A 16,356-nucleotide genomic window follows, 5' to 3' on the forward strand; every position below is an offset into this window, starting at 1 on the left:
CAGCCTGGAATCGGCGTCGGCCACCGGTGGTTGCCTGGTCTCATGCGATCGATCGTCTACTCGAAGCCCGGTGACTCGTCCGTCCTCTCCCTCGCGGACCGCGACCCGCAGGAGCCCGGCGCCGGCGAGGTCCGGGTCCGGGTCGTCGTCTCCGGCGTGAACCCCACGGACTGGAAGGCCCGCGCTGGTGGGACCTACGGCGACGGACTGCCCTTCCCCGAGATCACCCCGAACCAGGACGGCGCCGGTGTCGTCGACGCCGTCGGTCCCGGGGTCGACGAGCTCGCGGTGGGCGACCGGGTCTGGCTCTACATGTCCGCGTCCGGTCGGCCGACCGGGACCGCCCAGGAGCTGACGGTGGTGCCGGCGTCGCGTGCGGTCCGGCTGCCGGACGGCACCTCGTTCGACGTCGGTGCCTCCCTCGGCGTCCCCGCGATGACGGCGCACCGTGCGCTCACCACTCACGAGGAGGGCCCGGCACGGCTCGGACCCGGCGCCCTCGACGGCATGACCGTGCTCGTGGCCGGCGGCGCCGGAGCCGTCGGTCACGCGGCGATCCAGCTCGCACGCTGGGCCGGCGCGACGGTGATCTCGACGATCAGCTCGGACGAGAAGGCCGCCCTCGCGACCGCTGCGGGAGCGCACCACACGGTGAACTACCGGCAGGACGACGCCGCCGACCAGATCCGGTCGATCGCCCCCGACGGGGTGGACATCGTCGTCGAGGTGTCGATCCCGCAGAACGCCCAGCTCGTCGCGGAGGTGCTCGCGAACCACGGCGTGGTCTCGATCTACGCGAACAACGGCGGTGACGAGGCGACGATCCCGATCCGTCCGAACATGAGCATCAACGCCCGCTACCAGTTCCTGCTGCTCTACACGATCGGCGACGAAGCCCTGTCCGCCGCAGCGGAGGACGTCACCGAGGCGCTGCACGACGGCGTCCTGCCCGTCGGTGAGGACGCGGGCCTGCCGATCACGCGGTTCGACCTCGCAGACACGGCCGCCGCGCACGACGCCGTCGAACAGGACACCGTGGGGAAGGTCCTCATCGACGTGCAGCCCGAGTAGCGGCGTCACGGCGCGGCCGCGGCGCGGAAGGGCGGCGCGGCGTCTCGAAACGCAGGGCCGCACGTGGCGTCCGCGCATCCGGTGCGCGTCGGTCAGCGGTGGCGGCGCGGCCGCCCGGTGAGCCGGGCGCGTGCCGCCCGCAGGGCCCGGTCGAGGTTCGCCGCGACCACGTTCGGGTCGTCGTAGTCCGCATCCGTGGGCTCGACCAGGCGCTCGCGACGCCCGACCGGCGCGCGGCCGAACGAGAACGGACCGGGGTGCACGCTCGTCATGGCGCCAGGGTACGACCGTCGACCGACACGCGCACCCGGGTCACGAGCCAGGGCGTCACGTCGTGCGCTCGCGGACCGGGAACGCCATCGTGCATGCGGCGGCCACGTACTGGGCCACGACGTCGACGTTCCGGACGTCCAGGTCGGCGAAGGCATCGGGGGCCGGGGAGTCGACCGTGAGCATGCCGAACGAGTAGCCCTCCCCGCGGATGACGACCGCGACGTAGGACCGCCAGCGCGGGTCGAAGTCGGGAGCGTCGTCGACGGCGTCGACGTCCGACTCCCGGTCCCCGACGACCCGGGGCTGACCACCCGCCAGCACCCACTCGAGGTTGCGGTCGCCGTACGGGGTCCCGGCGCGGAAGGTGCCCGCCGTGTCGCCGGCACCGCCGTGGCCGATCGGTTCGAGGGCGTCGAGCGACGGGGACAGCAGGTAGACGTTCGCGCGGACGTCCGGCACGTGTGGGAGCAGGTAGAACGCCAGGGCCGCCGCGGCGCGGTCGGCGAACGCACCGAGCTCGCTCCGTCTGGTCGCGTGGTCGTGCGCCGCGAACCGGGTGAGCCGCGTGGCGATCTGCCCGAAGCCGTACTGCACCGCGACCTCGTACGCGGCGAGCGCTGTGGCCCCGGCCTCCTCGGCGCGGCGTCGAGCGGCGGCGGACCGACGGGCACGCACGACCTGCCAGACGACGACGCCCGCGAACACGAGGAGGGCGACGACGACCAGGACGGCGCGCTCGACGGGGACGCCGACCAGGTTCGGTGCCTGGAACACCGCCGTCGGCAGTGCGGCCGCGACGATCGGCAGCACGACGTCGCCGTACCGCCTGCCGTCCGTCCGCTCGTTCCCCTGACCCACACCTCGACGCTAAGTGCGACCACCGACCTCCACGGCCGGATCCGGACAGTCGCCGCACGCGGCACGGTTCGAGGGCGCCCCGCTCGCGGGCGACGTGCCCAGCCTCCACCGGTGACGCTCCGGAGGGGGTGACTACGCTGTCCCCGTGCCAGAGCAACGCCACCGACCGGGGAACCAGACTTCACTGCGTGAAGCCAACCGGGGTCGCATCGTCGCGGCGGTGAAGCGGCACGGCGGGCTGACGCAGGTGGAGCTCGCGGGGGTGACCGGTCTGTCGCCGGCGACGGTGTCGAACATCGTCAAGGAGCTCGTCGCGACCGGGGCGCTGCATGCAACGCCGAGCACGTCGAGCGGCCGACGCGCCCTTCGGGTGACCCTGCCGCACGGCCTCGGGCTGGTGGCCGGCGTGCACGTCGCGCCGCGGCACCTCCGCGTCGCCCTGTCCGACCTCAACGCCACGGTGTTGGCGGAACGGCACATGCCACTCGCCCGCGACCACCGCGCCGACGCCGAGCTCGACAAGACCGCGCTGCTCGTGATGGACATGGTCGAGGCCGTGGAGTCGTCGATGGACGAGGTGTTGTCGGTCGGCCTCGCGGTGGCCGCTCCCGTCGACCGACGCACGGGCATGACGGCGCGCGGGGGGATCCTCCGTGGCTGGGACGGCGTCCCCCTCGGCGACTCGCTGTCCCGACGCCTGGACAAGCCCGTGCAGGTCGACAACTCGGCGAACCTCGCGGCACTCGCCGAGCACCGCAGCGGTGCCGCACGGGGTCGGAGCACCGTCGTGACCCTCGACGTCGGCAACGGCATCGGCGCGGGTCTGATCCTCGACGGGCACCTCTTCCGCGGGCACCACGGGGTCGCGGGCGAGTTCGGGCACACGCCCGTCCTGCCGCACGGGCCGGTCTGCCGGTGCGGTGCCCGGGGCTGCCTGGAAGCGGTCGCCGGCGCGCCTGCCGTGCTCGAGGGCGTCCGGGACGCGGTGGGCACCCTGAAGCTCGCCGACCTCGTGCTCCGGGCGATGGCCGGCGACGACAGGTGCATCCGCGCGATCGCCGACGCCGGGCGCGCGATCGGGACGGCGGCCGTCGGCCTGTGCAACCTGCTCGACCCGGAGCGGCTGGTCGTCACGGGCGAGTTCGCGCGCGCGGGCGAGCTCCTCCTCGGTCCGCTCCGGCACGCGCTCGAGTCCTCGCTCATCGTCGACACCGACGGCACGCCGGACGTCGTGCAGGGCCAGCTCGGCGAGAAGGCCGCGGTCACCGGGGCACTCGCGATGGCGATCGAGGCGGTCGACGTCACGCAGCCGCGCTGACCACGCGCGGTCGGTTCGGCACGCTGGCTCCGGCTGCCGCAAGATAACGATTTCGGTGTTGCCCGACGAACCTTGCGTTCAAGTCTTGCAGCCAAGGAGGCTCGCTGCCACACTCAGGGCACCGCCAACGTAGGCGGTCCACCTGTTGGAGGACGTTTCAATGAAGAAAGCCACCACACGAGCCATGCTGGGCGTCGGCGCCCTGCTGCTCGCGATCACCACCCTCGCGGGGTGTTCCAACGGCGCCGGCGCGGGCACCGCGTCCGGCAGCGGCGATGCGTCGACGGCGAAGATCGGTCTGCTCCTCCCCGACTCCGTCACCGCGCGGTACGCCAGCGCCGACCGACCGCTCTTCACCGCCGAGGTGAAGAAGCAGTGCAGCGGCTGCTCCGTCGTCTACGCGAACGCCGACGGCGACGCATCCAAGCAGCTGCAGCAGGCACAGTCGATGCTCACCCAGGGCGTCAAGGTCCTCGTCCTCGACCCCTTCGACGGCGAGGCGGCTGCGTCCATCGTCGAACAGGCCAAGGCGAAGAAGGTCCCGGTGATCTCCTACGACCGCCTGATCGACAGCCCGGACCTGAGCTACTACATCTCGTTCGACAACGAGAAGGTCGGCCAGCTCCAGGGACAGGCACTCGTCGACGCCCTCAAGGCGAAGGGCGTCGCCGCCGGGTCGGGGATCATCATGGTGAACGGCTCCCCCACGGACAACAACGCCTCCCAGTTCAAGAAGGGAGCGCACTCGGTCATCGACGACAGCGGCTACAAGGTGCTCGCCGAGTACGACACACCCGGTTGGGATCCCGCCAAGGCGCAGGACTGGGCATCCGGGCAGATCAGCAAGCTCGGTGCGGACAAGATCACCGGTGTGTACGCGGCGAACGACGACACCGCCGGCGGCGTGATCGCGGCGCTCAAGTCCGCGGGCGCACAGTCGCTGCCCCCGGTGACCGGTCAGGACGCGTCCCTCGCCGGCATCCAGCGCATCCTCGCGGGTGAGCAGTACATGACGGTCTACAAGGCGTTCAAGCCGGAGGCCTCGCAGGCCGCCGACCTCGCGATCCAGTTCGCGCAGGGCAAGAGCCCGAAGGGTGACACGACCGTGAAGACCGCCAAGGGCGACTCCGTGCAGTCCACGCTGCTGAAGCCGGTCGCCGTCACCACCACGAACGTCGAGTCGACGGTGGTCAAGGACGGCCTCTACACGGTCTCGCAGATCTGCACGTCGCAGTACGCCTCGGCGTGCGACGAGGCCGGGGTCAAGTAGGCCGCGGAGCCGGTCCGACCCCACCGAACAGCCCGCCCGCCCGGTCCCGAGCACGGACCGGGCGGGCCTCACCGATCGAGGACGACACCCGTGACCACCGAGCCAGCAGTCCCCAGCAGCACCACCGCCGAACCCGTGATGAGCCTGCGCGGCATCACGAAGCGCTTCGGCGCGGTCCAGGCACTCAGCGACATCGACTTCGACGTCCACGCCGGCGAGGTGATCGCCATCGTCGGCGACAACGGCGCCGGCAAGTCGACGTTCGTCAAGATCCTCGCCGGCGTGTACACGCCCGACGGCGGGACCATCACCTTCAACGGTGCCGAGGTCAGCATCCCGAACCCCGCCGCCGCGCAGACCCTCGGGATCGCGACCGTCTTCCAGGACCTCGCCCTGGCGGACAACCTCGACGTCGTGTCGAACCTGTTCCTCGGCCGCGAGGTGGCCCACCCCCTCCTCGACGAGGAGGAGATGGAACGACGGTCGTGGGAGCTGCTGCAGCAGCTCGCCGCGCGGATCCCGTCCGTCCGGATCCCGATCGCGTCGCTCTCCGGCGGCCAGCGGCAGACGGTCGCGATCGCCCGGTCGCTCATCGGGGAGCCGCAGGTCGTCATCCTCGACGAGCCCACCGCGGCCCTCGGCGTCGCGCAGACCGCCGAGGTGCTCAACCTGGTCGAGCGTCTGCGGGAACGGGGACTCGGCGTGGTCCTCATCAGCCACAACCTCGCGGACGTCCAGGCCGTCGCCGACCGGGTCGCCGTGCTGCGCCTCGGTCGGAACAACGGCACGTTCCGCATCGACGACGTCTCCTACGAGGAGATCATCGCGGCCATCACCGGCGCCACCGACAACGCCGTCACCCGTCGCGCCGCCGCGCGGACCGAGCAGGAGACCACAGCATGAGCAAGACCGACGAGACCCTCACCGCGGCGACCCCGACCCCGTCGGCCGCCGACCTGCAGGACGAGCGCCTCCTCCGCGACCAGGGCATCGGCGGTGCCGCGAAGGCCTTCGTCCGACGGGTGCGCGGCGGCGACATCGGATCGCTGCCCGTGGTCGTCGGGCTCATCGTCATCTGGGCGGTGTTCCAGGCGCTCTCGCCCGACTTCCTGTCCCCTGGCAACCTCGTCAACCTGGCGCTCCAGTGCGCGGCGGTCGGCACCATCGCGATCGGCATCGTCCTGGTGCTGCTCCTCGGCGAGATCGACCTGTCCGTGGGCAGCGTCAGCGGACTCGCGGCAGCGATCCTCGGTCAGGGGCTCACCACGCTGGGGTGGCCGCTCTGGCTGGTCCTCGTCGTGGCACTGGCCGTCGGTGCGGCCGCAGGGCTCCTCTACGGGCTGCTCTTCACACGGTTCGGCGTCCCGAGCTTCGTGATCACACTCGCGGGTCTGCTCGGGTTCCTCGGCCTGCAGCTGCTCATCCTCGGCCCGAACGGGTCGATCAACCTGCCCTACACGTCGCCGATCGTGCAGTTCGCCTCGGCGTCGTACCTGCCGCCGTGGCTCGCCTACCTGCTCGCCGCCGTCGCCGCGGGCGGCCTCTTCGTCACCGACCTGCGGCGAGCCCGTCGGCGGCGCCGGGCCGGGCTGTCCACCGGGGCGATGTCGCTCACGATCGTCAAGTCCGTCGCCCTGTTCGTCGGCCTCGGGCTGATGGTCTGGTACCTCTCGCGGGACTTCGGGACCGGCACGTCGTTCGTGTTCTTCGTCGTGCTCGTGGTGCTCATGAACTTCCTCCTGAAGCGCACCAGGTGGGGACGGTCGGTCTACGCGGTCGGCGGCAACGTCGAGGCCGCCAGACGGTCCGGCATCCGGGTGAACCGGATCTACCTCTCCGTGTTCGTCCTGACCTCGCTCTTCGCCACGGTCGGTGGCATCCTCGCGGCGGCGCGACTCAACTCCGCGAGCCTGTCCTCCGGCGCCGGCGACACGAACCTCAACGCGATCGCGGCCGCGGTCATCGGCGGGACGAGCCTGTTCGGCGGCCGTGGGAGCGCCTGGTCCGCACTACTCGGCATCATCGTGATCCAGTCGATCTCGAACGGTCTGACGCTGCTCAGCCTGGACTCGTCGATCCGCTACATGATCACCGGCGCGGTGCTCCTGCTCGCCGTCATCATCGACTCCCTGTCCCGGCGCAGTCGCGCCAGCCACGGCGCGGCCTGAGCCCGGACCGGCGCCACCCGCTCCAGCCACGGCGCCGCCCGAGCCCGGACGCGCCCGCGGAAACAGGGCCCGATCGCGGCCGACGGTGCAGACGCACCGCCGGCCGCGGGTCGGACCCGGCCCCGAGCCTCCAGGACCGGCTCTTGCCAGCGCACCCCGACGGGAGGACCATCATCCAATGCGCATGAGGGAAGCTCCGCTCCAGCCGGAACCGACGACCGCTGCACCACCGACCGGCACGGTGCAGACGGTCGAGAAGACCCTCGCGATCCTCGAGGTCGTGGCACTCCGCGGTGGCGCGACCGCCAAGGAGGTGGCCGAAGCGACCGGGTACCCGCTGCCCACCGCCTACCGGCTGCTGCACGCGCTCGTGCAGGCGGACTACCTCGTGCACCTGCGGGACCGGAAGCGGTTCGAGCTCGGCCACAAGCTCCGCGCCCTCGGGGCACTCGCCGCCGGGTGACCCGCCGGACACCGCGGGTTGGTAGACATGGTGCATGAGCCAACCAGTCCCGCCCGCTGCCGGTACCCGCGCGATCGTCCTCGGAGGCGGTGGCGTCGCCGGGATCGCGTGGGAACTCGGGGTGCTGTCCGCGTTCGAGGACGCCGGCGTGGACCTCGGAGCCGCTGACCTCGTGGTGGGCACCAGCGCCGGCAGCGTCGTCGGCACGTTCGTCCGACACGGCGGCATCGCGCAGGCCTTCGCCCAGCAGACCGCGCCGGTGGCGACGACCTACGAGGAACCCGCCCCCATCGACACCCAGGCCGTGCAGCAACAGATCGGGCAGGCCCTCGCCGGTGCCACCTCGGAGCAGGACGCCCGCGCTCGACTCGGGCGCCTCGCGCAGCAGGTCACCGAGGGACAGACGGGTGAGGAACGCGTCGCCACCTTCTCCGAGACCCTGCCGTCGACCGTCTGGCCCGAGCGCGCCCTCGGCATCACGGCGATCGACGCCGTCGACGGGAGCTTCCACGTGCTCTCCGCGGCGGACGGCGTGCCGCTCCCCCGAGCCGTCGCCGCGAGCTGCTCGGTCCCCGTCGTCTGGTCGCCCGTCGACGTCGACGGGCGCCCGTACATCGACGGCGGGATGCGTTCCGCGACGAACGCCGACGTCGCCGCGGGCTACGAGCGCGTGCTCGTCATCGCCTGCGGGCCGGAGGCGCCGTCGCCGCTCGGGCCGTGGCTCGACCAGTCGGTGGAGGCCCTGCGCGCGGGCGGGTCGAGCGTCGAGGTCGTCGTGGCGGACAGCGCGTCGACGGCGGCGTTCGGCACGAACTCGCTCGCACTGTCGACGCAGCGACCCTCGGCCGAGGCCGGGCACGCGCAGGGCAGCGCGATCGCGGAGCAGGTCGCGGCGTTCTGGGCGTAGGGCGCGGGCGCGGCGGGCGCGGTCGACTCGGAACGACACGGTCGCTGTCGTACGACGTCGATGCTGTCGTTCCGAGTCGACTCACCCCCGCGACCCGCGGCCCCCCGCGCCCGCGACCCGCGCGCCGCACTCAGACGAACGCGGCCTGCCCCGTGATCGCCCGACCGACGATGAGCGTGTTCACCTCACGCGTGCCCTCGTACGAGTAGATCGCCTCGGCGTCGGCGAAGAACCGCGCGACGCCCTTGTCGAGCACGATGCCGTTCCCGCCCTGCACCTCGCGACACCAGGCCACCGTCTCCCGCATCTTGGCCGTCGCGAACGCCTTCGCCAGCGCCGAGTGCTCGTCGCCCCCGGTCCCGGCGTCCTGCATCGCGGAGGCCTGCGTGCAGAGCGCGATCGACGCGGTGATGTTGGCGAGGGACTTGACGAGGAGGTCCTGCACGAGCTGGTGCGCGGCGATGGGCTTGCCGAACTGCATCCGCTCCCGGGCGTAGGACAGTGCCGCCTCGTACGCCCCGACCGCGATGCCGACGGCCTGCCACGCGACCTCGGTCCGGGTGAGCCGGAGCACCTCGGCGGTGGCGCGGAACGACGTCGCACGCTGCAACCGTCGCGACTCGGGCACCCGCACGCCGGTGAGCACGATGTCGGCGTTCTGCACGCCGCGGAGCGCGATCTTGTCCTCGATCTTCGTCGCCGTGAACCCGGCGCTGTCGGTCGTGACGAGGAAGCCCTTGACCTGCCCGTCCTCGACGTCCTTCGCCCAGATCGCGACGACGTCGGCGAAGGTGGCGTTGCCGATCCACCGCTTCTCGCCGTCGAGCACCCACTCGTCACCCTCACGACGCGCGGTGGTGCGGAGGCCCTTCGCGGAGTCACTGCCGGACAGCGGCTCGGTCAGCCCGAACGCCCCGACGACCTCGCCGCGGGCCATCCGCGGGAGCCACTCCTGCTGCTGTTCGTCGCTGCCGGCCACCGCGATCGAGTTCATCGCCAGGCCGGACTGCACCCCGATGAAGGTCGCGACGCTGGCGTCGACACGCCCGAGCTCGAGCGCGGCCCACCCGCGGTACACGGCCGAGTTCGCGAACTGCCGGACGAGCGGCACACCCGGCCCGTACATCCCCAGCTCCGCGAGTGGCGCGATGACCTGCATCGGGAACTCCGCGCGCGCCCAGTACTCGTCGGCGATGGGCGCGACCTCCCGCTCGAGGTACTCACGGAGCCGCGCGAGGGACGCGCGCTCATCGTCGCTCAGCTGCTGGGCGAAGCCGTAGAAGTCCGATTCGAGGGCGGTGACGGTGGGGGTCGTCGTTGACATGAGGACTACGATGCATCATTCTCGGAAACGTTGCAAGGGAGGCTCGCGTGTACGAGACGGAATCCGCGCTGCGCGCCTTCCGGGAGGCTCGCCGCACCTTCATCGCCGGCGCACGGATCGACATGGGCGCCCTGGCGACGTCGCTCGGGGTGGACCGCACGTCGCTGTTCCGGTGGGTGGGCAACCGCGACCGCCTGCTGTCGGAGATCCTCTGGTCGCTCGCCGTCCCGACGCTCGAGCACGCTTCCCGGTCCGCGGCGCCGTCCGGTGCCGCCCGTGTCGTCGACGTGCTCGACCGGTTCACGACGGACCTCATCGCCGCGCCCTACTTCCGGGCCTTCCTGACCCGCGAACCCGCCCGCGCGCTGCGGCTCCTGACCACGTCGGACAGCGACGTGCAGAGCCGGCTCCTCACCGCGGTCACCGCGCTGGTGTCCGCCGAGATCGACCCGGCGCCGCTCTCCGCCGAGGAGCTCGCCCGGCTGCTCGTCAGGATCTCGGAGTCCTTCACCTACGCCGACCTCATCTCGGGCGAGACCCCCGATCCCGTCCGGGCACGGAGGACGTTCGCGTACGTCCTCCGCCCCGTCCCCACACCCCAGCTGATCGGAGACCGATGACCATCGACGAGTACCCGTTCCGCCGCAGCTACCCCACGCGGTGGAACGACAACGACATGTTCGGGCACGTCAACAACACGATCTACTACAGCGCGATGGACAACGCGTCGACGTACTGGTTCCGGGAGCAAGCAGGCCTCGACCCCTTCACCTCGTCCTGGATCGCCGTGCTGGTGACCTCGAGCTGCCACTTCGTCGAGTCGGCGGTGTGGCCCGACGTGATCGAGGTCGGGATGCGCTCGAAGCACCTCGGGACCACGAGCCTGTCGTGGGAGTTCGGGCTGTTCCGGCAGTCCGACGGGGTGCTGCTCGCGACGGGCGAGTTCGTGCACGTCGTCATCGACCGCGAGGGCGCGCGCCGCCCGGTCCCCCTGCCGGACGACCTCCGCGCCCTCGTCACGAGCACGATGGTCGCCGTCGACGCCTGACGCCCCCGTTCGCACCCCGCAACGAACATCGCACCCCGGCGGAGCGGGGTGCGATGTCCGTGTGCGGGTGCGAAACGCGCCGGGTCAGCTGCTCAGCGCGGCGAACTCCAGGTTGATGTCGTCCGGGTCCTGCACGGACAGGATCACCATGCCGGCGTCGCCGAGGTCCGTGACCTCCCCGTGCTCGATCCCGGCCTCGTCGAGCCGCGCCGCTGCCTGGTGCAGTTCGTCCACGCTGCCGAGGACGAAGCTCACGTGGTCGAGCCCGACGGTGTCCGGGTCGAACCGCTGCCCCGCCGGCGCCACGGGACGGAGACCGAAGACCTGGTCACCGAGGCGGAACACGCAGCCGCCGTAGAAGCGGGCGCGGTCCTCGCGGACGCCGGGCTCGTCGACCTGGTCGCTGAAGTCGATCGCCGGATCGGTCCCGAGCAGGCGCTGGTAGAACGCCTTGCTCCGGGCGATGTCGGTGACCGTCACGCGGACGTGGGCGAGGGCGGTGGGACGGGCGATCGGTTCACTCATGCCGTCCACCCAACGCCCGCCGACTCGGAGCGGCCCGGGCCGGCTCGGAGATCGGACATCGACACACGCGGCGTCGGCCACCCACACGGCTTGGCACTCCCGCAACGACATCGCACCCCGAAGGAACGGGGTGCAATGTTCACAGCGGAGTGCGACGGGTTCGGGGAGGTGCCCGACCGCCCCTAGATCAGGTCGTCCGTCAGGTGGTTCGGCGTGCCGAACCGGTGCGCCGTGATCGACACCGCCTGCTCGCGGAGGAACGGCAGCAGCTCGATTCGCCCGGCCTCCGTGACCGGCTCCGCGTACACGGCGACGTCCGGACGCCCGTCGACGGCCTCGTACAGCGCGGACGCCGATCCGCCGATCAGCCGTACGCGGGTCGACGGACCGCGGGCGATCCGGGCGCCGAACGCCGCGTCCGACTCCCCGGCGGTGACCGTCCGCACGCAGCTCAGGCCGGCGATCGCGGCGGGCACCTCCCCGGCGGCGGAGACGTCGATCGTCGTGCCCGCCCGGAGCGCCGCGGCGACCACCCGGACCAGCGACTCGACGTCCTCGACCGCGTCGTCCGCGAGCCGCACGTGCACTCCCGGGTACGGCAGGTACCGGGCGACGTTCCGCTCCGCCGACAGCGCGGACACGTCGGTCGCCACGCCGAACAGCGTCGTCCACGCGAGCTCGTCGGACGCGACCGCACGGGACAGCGAGCCCGAGGTCACATCGGCCGCGCGGAGGAACGATGACACCGCAGCCGACACCGGCGCTCCCGCGGTGGCGGGCGACGACGACCAGGACCCGAGCCCGAACAGGTAGTTGACGCCGCCGGCCTTGGTCCCGGCGCCGACGGCGGACTTCTTCCACCCGCCGAACGGCTGCCGACGCACGATCGCCCCGGTGATGCCGCGGTTCACGTAGAGGTTGCCGGCCTCGACGCGGGACAGCCAGGTGCCGATCTCCGACGGGTCGAGGGAGTGCAGTCCGGAGGTGAGGCCGTAGTCGACCTCGTTGACGATGTCGATCGCCTCCTCCAAGGTCGCCGCGCGCATGACGCCGAGCACGGGGCCGAAGTACTCCGTCCGGTGGAACGCCGAGCCCCGCTGGACGCCGCCGCGGACGCCGGGGCTCCAGAGGCGACCGGTGTCGTCGAGCTGTCGCGGCTCCACGGCCCAGCGCTGCCCGGGCTCGAGCTTTGTCAGGCCGTCGAGCAGCTTGCCGGACGCGGGTTCGATCACCGGGCCCATCTGCGACGTGGGGTCGGAGGGGTACGCGACGGTCAACGAGGACACGGCGTCGACGAGCTGGTTGTGGAAGCGCCGCGACCGTGCGACCGACCCGACGAGCACGACGAGCGACGCCGCCGAGCACTTCTGTCCGGCGTGGCCGAACGCCGAGGCGACGACGTCCTTCACGGCGAGGTCGAGGTCCGCCGACGGCGTCACGATGATCGCGTTCTTGCCCGACGTCTCGGCCAGGAGCGGCAGGTCCTCACGGAACGAGCGGAACAGTGATGCTGTCTCGTACGCACCGGTCAGGATCACCCGGTCGACCATGGGCGAGGCGACGAGCGTCGCCCCCAGATCAGACTCCGAGACCTCGGCGAACGCGAGCACGTCGGCCGGGGCACCCATCGCGTCGAGCGCGGTCTCGATGACCGACGCCAGCACAGCGCCGCAACGAGCGGCCGGCGGCGCGGGCTTCAGCACGACGGCGGACCCGGCGGCGAGGGCCGCGAGCGTCGACCCGGCGGGGATCGCCACGGGGAAGTTCCACGGCGGTGTGACGAGCGTCAGCGCTGCCGGGGTGAACGTGGCACCGTCGACGTCGTCGAGCGCCGCGGCGAGCTCTCCGTAGAAGTGGGCGAAGTCGACGGCCTCGGAGACCTCGGGGTCGGCCTGGTCGATGGTCTTCCCGGTCTCAGCGGCCATCACCTCGACGAGCGCTGCCCGGTTCGCCTCGAGCGCGTCGCCGACAGCGTGGAGCACCGCGCCGCGCGCCGCACCGGACCAGGTCCCCCAGACGGCACCAGCGGCCTTGACGCGCCCCAGCAGGGAGTCGAGCTGCGCGGCGGAGTCGACCCGGGCCTCCCGGACGGCCGAGGCGCCCAGCGTCGACGACGCGATCCTGCCCGTGATGGCAGCGCCCCATGCGCGGACGGCGGCGACCGAGGGGTCGCTGTCCGGCGTGTTCTCGAAGTGGCCGGGCGTGGGGCGACCGACGGCTGCGTAGCGGTCGGCGACCCGGTGCGACGCCGGGGCGTCGAGGCCATCAGGCAGGGCCAGCGGCGCGAGCGACGCGCGGAACCGCGACTCCTCCCTGGCGAACAGCGACGGCGAGTCGTGCAACGAGAACACCGCGGACATGAAGTTGTCCTGCGACGCACCCTCTTCGAGTCGGCGGATCAGGTACGCGATCGCGACGTCGAACTCCCCCGGGTGGACGACCGGCGTGTAGAGCAGCAGCGACCCGACGGTCTTCCGCACGGCGGCCGCCTGCCCCTGCGCCATGCCGAGCAGCATCTCGAACTCGATCCCGTCTCGCACCCCGCGCGCACCGGCGAGCAGCCAGGCGTGCGCGACGTCGAACAGGTTGTGCCCGGCGACGCCGACCCGCACGTTCGCCACGCGGTCCGGGGTGAGCGCCCAGTCCAGGACGCGCTTGTAGTTCGTGTCCGAGTCCTGCTTGGTGTGCCAGGTGGCGAGCGGCCAGCCGTGCACGGATGCCTCGACCTGCTCCATCGGCAGGTTCGCGCCCTTCACGAGACGGACCTTGATGCCGGCACCGCCGCGGGCCCGGCGGGCGGCGGACCACTCCTGCAGGTGCTGCATCGCGGACAGGGCGTCGGGCAGGTACGCCTGCAGGACGATGCCGGCCTCGAGGTGCAGGAACGCCGGCTCGTCGAGGAGCTCCGTGAAGACCGCGATCGTCAGGTCGAGGTCCTTGAACTCCTCCATGTCGAGGTTGATGAACTTCGCCGGCGACGAGGCGGCAGCTCGCGCGAACAGCGGCCGGAGCTTGGCGACGATGTCCTCGACGGCGTGGTCGAACGCCCACGGCGAGTGCGGGTGCACCGTCGACGAGACCTTGATCGACACGTAGTCGACGTCGTCGCGGGCCAGCAGCGCGTGGGTGCCCTCGAGCCGGCGGGCCGCCTCACGCTCCCCCAGCACGGCTTCGCCGAGCAGGTTCACGTTGAGCCGGATGCCGTCCTGCTTGATCTTCGCGATGGCCGGGCCGAGCTTGGCGTCGGTCGCGTCGACGATGAGGTGGCCGACCATGTTCCGCAGCACCCGTCGGGCGATCGGCACGACGACCCCCGGGAGGCTCGGTGCCAGTCCGCCACCGAGGCGCACCAGACCGCGCAGTGCGCCCGGCAGGAACCCCGGCGCGTCCGGCGCGATGGCGCGGAGCTTGCGTGCGGCGACGCCGAGGTCCTCGGGACGGACGACCCCGTCGACGAACCCGACGGCGAACGCCAGGCCCTTCGGGTCGGCGAGGACGCCGGCGAGCTGCTTGGCCGAGCCGTCGACCGGGTACGACTCGGCCTCCGCGAGCCACTGTCGGACGAGCGCGACGGACTCGTCGGCGAGGGCGTCGGGGGCAGGAGCGGCGTGCGCATCGGTGCGCGACTGGACGTCGGTCATGGGGCCAGTGTGCTGCCTGGAGTTCCGGTAGCGGAAGCGATTGTTGCTGATGCAATCCGTTCAGTTGCACTACGCTTTCCGCATGCTCGAGGTACGACGCCTGGTGCTCCTCCGCGAGCTGTCGATCCGCGGGACGGTCGCGGCCGTCGCCGAGGCCATGAACTTCACCCCGTCGGCCGTCTCACAGCAGCTCGCGGTACTCGAGCGCGAGTCCGGCGTGCAGCTCCTTCGGAAGGCCGGACGGCGCCTGCAGCTCACCCCGCAGGCCGAGGTCCTCGTCGCCGCCGCCGGGGAGGTCCTCGACACGCTCGAGCGCGCCCAGGCATCGGTCGAGTCGACGCTCACCACCGTGCAGGGACGCATCCGGGTCGCCGTGTTCCAGTCGGCCGCGCTCGCCCTGATGCCGAGCGCACTACGGACGATGGCGCTCGAGCACCCCGACGTGCGGGTCGAGATGGTGCAGCGGGAGCCCGAGACCGCGCTCGGGGAGACGTGGGCGCGCGACTTCGACATGGTCGTCGCGGAGCAGTACCCGGCGCATGCGGCACCGCGGTTCCCCGGACTCGACAGCCGTGACCTCACCACCGACCCCGTCCGCCTCGCGCTGCCACCGGAGGACACCGCGCTCTGGCCGGTGTCGTCCCTCGCCGGAGCAGCCGAGCTGCCCTGGGTGATGGAGCCCCGCGGCGCCGCCTCACGGCACTTCGCCGAACAGACGTGCCGACGCGCCGGGTTCGAACCGGACGTCCGCTACGAGACCGCGGACCTGCAGGCGCAGATCCGGCTCATCGAGTCCGGGAACGCCGTCGCACTCATGCCCGACCTGGTCTGGGCCGGCCGGTCGACGCGCTGCCGCCTCGTCGAGCTGCCCGACCCGGCACGCCGCACGATCTTCACCGCCGGACGCATCGCGGGCACCGAGTCGCCCGCTGTCGCGGCCTTCCGCGACGCACTCGAACGCGCGGCGGCCGCCCCGCGTTCCTGAGTGGTCCATGTCGGAAAACCCCCGGTCATGACACGTTCTGCGGAAGTTTTTCCGTTGCCGGATCGTGATCACCGTGACCGTCTGGCGCGGCCCGGAGCGCCCTACGCTCACTGCTGAGCGGCCACTTCCGGACCGCAGAACGACACGTTCTTCTTGGGGGAGACGATGACCACACACTCCATGTCGAGGGTCCGCAGGTACGCGGCCGTCGGCACCGCGATCACGATCGTCGCGGGTTCGTCCGCCTTCGGCATCGGGCTCGGCGCGACCGCGGCGTCGGCTGCCGAGCCGGACGTCACGACGGCGTCGAGCGCGCCGGCCGGCTCGGCGGGCTCGGCGACCTCCGGTTCACCTGGCGCGTCCCCCTCGCCGGCCGCGTCCGGTTCGTCGACGACCGACGTCGGGTCGTCGGCCGGTTCCGCAGCGGCAGACACAGCGCCGGCCCACGGCACGGCGCCGAACGACGGCGCGGCCCCGGCCGACGGGGCGGCTCCGGCCGACGAAG

At 72.0% G+C, this 16,356-nt stretch carries 16 protein-coding genes; 10 read left to right on the forward strand and 6 right to left on the reverse strand.

The annotated features are described in order from the left end of the window. Positions 1–42 precede the first annotated feature (42 nt). Positions 43–1,071 (forward strand): NADPH:quinone reductase, encoded by a 1,029-nt coding sequence (locus tag FS641_RS02930; RefSeq protein ID WP_144759568.1) that lies wholly within the window; start codon positions 43–45, stop codon positions 1,069–1,071. Positions 1,072–1,163: 92 nt separating this feature from the next. Here FS641_RS02930 and FS641_RS02935 read toward each other — a convergent pair whose 3' ends face one another. Both FS641_RS02935 and FS641_RS02940 read right to left on the reverse strand, forming a co-directional pair. After that, the gene (locus FS641_RS02935) at positions 1,164–1,343 is read right to left on the reverse strand and encodes a hypothetical protein (RefSeq protein ID WP_144759571.1); all 180 of its coding nucleotides are present in this window, start codon (positions 1,341–1,343) and stop codon (positions 1,164–1,166) included. 55 nt (positions 1,344–1,398) lie between these two features. After that, positions 1,399–2,202 (reverse strand): GAF domain-containing protein, encoded by an 804-nt coding sequence (locus FS641_RS02940; RefSeq protein ID WP_144759574.1) that lies wholly within the window; start codon positions 2,200–2,202, stop codon positions 1,399–1,401. 145 nt (positions 2,203–2,347) lie between these two features. Here FS641_RS02940 and FS641_RS02945 point away from each other — a divergent pair, with 145 nt between their 5' ends. From FS641_RS02945 to FS641_RS02970, 6 genes are all read left to right on the forward strand, one after another. Next, positions 2,348–3,520 carry an ROK family transcriptional regulator gene (locus FS641_RS02945; protein ID WP_144759577.1) on the forward strand — a complete coding sequence of 391 codons (1,173 nt, stop codon included), beginning with the start codon at positions 2,348–2,350 and terminating at the stop codon, positions 3,518–3,520. A gap of 160 nt (positions 3,521–3,680) precedes the next feature. After that, a complete protein-coding gene (locus FS641_RS02950) occupies positions 3,681–4,790 on the forward strand; it encodes a sugar ABC transporter substrate-binding protein (RefSeq protein WP_144759580.1) in 1,110 nt (369 codons plus the stop codon). 138 nt (positions 4,791–4,928) lie between these two features. Continuing rightward, positions 4,929–5,693 (forward strand): ATP-binding cassette domain-containing protein, encoded by a 765-nt coding sequence (locus FS641_RS02955; protein WP_144759909.1) that lies wholly within the window; start codon positions 4,929–4,931, stop codon positions 5,691–5,693. Then, on the forward strand, positions 5,690–6,958 hold the full coding sequence (locus FS641_RS02960; protein WP_144759583.1) for a sugar ABC transporter permease: 1,269 nt from the start codon (positions 5,690–5,692) through the stop codon (positions 6,956–6,958). Before FS641_RS02955 ends, FS641_RS02960 begins: the two co-directional genes overlap by 4 nt. 184 nt (positions 6,959–7,142) lie before the next feature. Beyond that, positions 7,143–7,421 carry a helix-turn-helix domain-containing protein gene (locus FS641_RS02965; protein WP_186317546.1) on the forward strand — a complete coding sequence of 93 codons (279 nt, stop codon included), beginning with the start codon at positions 7,143–7,145 and terminating at the stop codon, positions 7,419–7,421. A 34-nt stretch (positions 7,422–7,455) separates the two neighbouring features. Continuing rightward, positions 7,456–8,328: a patatin-like phospholipase family protein gene (locus FS641_RS02970; protein WP_144759589.1), complete on the forward strand. Its 873-nt coding sequence runs from the start codon at positions 7,456–7,458 to the stop codon at positions 8,326–8,328. 130 nt (positions 8,329–8,458) lie between these two features. On the opposite strand, the gene FS641_RS02975 is transcribed toward FS641_RS02970, so the two are convergent. Next, positions 8,459–9,652: an acyl-CoA dehydrogenase family protein gene (locus FS641_RS02975; RefSeq protein ID WP_144759592.1), complete on the reverse strand. Its 1,194-nt coding sequence runs from the start codon at positions 9,650–9,652 to the stop codon at positions 8,459–8,461. A gap of 47 nt (positions 9,653–9,699) precedes the next feature. Here FS641_RS02975 and FS641_RS02980 point away from each other — a divergent pair, with 47 nt between their 5' ends. Then, positions 9,700–10,272 carry a QsdR family transcriptional regulator gene (locus FS641_RS02980; RefSeq protein WP_144759595.1) on the forward strand — a complete coding sequence of 191 codons (573 nt, stop codon included), beginning with the start codon at positions 9,700–9,702 and terminating at the stop codon, positions 10,270–10,272. Continuing rightward, positions 10,269–10,700, forward strand: a complete 432-nt coding sequence (locus tag FS641_RS02985) for a thioesterase family protein (protein ID WP_144759598.1) — start codon at positions 10,269–10,271, stop codon at positions 10,698–10,700. Before FS641_RS02980 ends, FS641_RS02985 begins: the two co-directional genes overlap by 4 nt. Positions 10,701–10,784: 84 nt before the next feature. Here the strand turns inward: FS641_RS02985 and FS641_RS02990 are convergent, their stop codons facing one another. Continuing rightward, on the reverse strand, positions 10,785–11,225 hold the full coding sequence (locus tag FS641_RS02990; RefSeq protein WP_144759602.1) for a VOC family protein: 441 nt from the start codon (positions 11,223–11,225) through the stop codon (positions 10,785–10,787). Positions 11,226–11,407: 182 nt separating this feature from the next. Further along, positions 11,408–14,866, reverse strand: a complete 3,459-nt coding sequence (locus FS641_RS02995; protein ID WP_144759605.1) for a proline dehydrogenase family protein — start codon at positions 14,864–14,866, stop codon at positions 11,408–11,410. Between the two features lie 82 nt (positions 14,867–14,948). Between FS641_RS02995 and FS641_RS03000 the strand changes: the two genes are divergently transcribed. After that, positions 14,949–15,851 carry a LysR substrate-binding domain-containing protein gene (locus tag FS641_RS03000; protein ID WP_144759608.1) on the forward strand — a complete coding sequence of 301 codons (903 nt, stop codon included), beginning with the start codon at positions 14,949–14,951 and terminating at the stop codon, positions 15,849–15,851. Between the two features lie 107 nt (positions 15,852–15,958). Here FS641_RS03000 and FS641_RS03005 read toward each other — a convergent pair whose 3' ends face one another. After that, entirely contained in the window at positions 15,959–16,285 is a 327-nt protein-coding gene (locus tag FS641_RS03005) for a hypothetical protein (RefSeq protein WP_144759611.1), read from the reverse strand. Positions 16,286–16,356 lie beyond the last annotated feature (71 nt).

This window comes from Curtobacterium sp. 9128, assembly GCF_007673775.1.
GTDB lineage: Bacteria > Actinomycetota > Actinomycetes > Actinomycetales > Microbacteriaceae > Curtobacterium.